Genomic DNA, 253 nt, shown 5'->3' with positions numbered 1-253 from the left:
TCGTGCCGTCGCTGCCGCGGGAAGAGATCCAGCCGATCGGGCGCGGGCCCACCATCGCGTTCAGCGGATCGTGCGGGAGGCCGTGGCCTTGCGAGGGTTCGTAATAGTGATGGGTCGAGTCGGTCATGGCGTGAGGTCGCGGCAGGCAAGCAGCATTGAAGTCCATCGCCCCGCGCGCGTGTGCCGAGGGCAGCAACGGTGTGCGGTGCGATGTGCGCGCCAAGTATCACATGGGGTCGGTTTCGTTGCAGTG

1 pseudogene is annotated in these 253 nt (G+C 66.4%); it reads right to left on the bottom strand.

The features are described from left to right. Positions 1 to 127 (bottom strand): annotated as a pseudogene (locus R0J88_RS21910) (flavin reductase family protein); the annotation flags it as partial. Positions 128 to 253: the final 126 nt, after the last annotated feature.

The organism is Pseudoalteromonas sp. SIMBA_162 (assembly GCF_046535955.1).
In the GTDB taxonomy this organism is placed as follows: Bacteria; Pseudomonadota; Gammaproteobacteria; order Enterobacterales; family Alteromonadaceae; genus Pseudoalteromonas; species Pseudoalteromonas marina.
The sequence above is the reverse complement of the archived record's forward strand: the minus strand, read 5'-3'. Positions and strand labels throughout refer to the sequence as shown.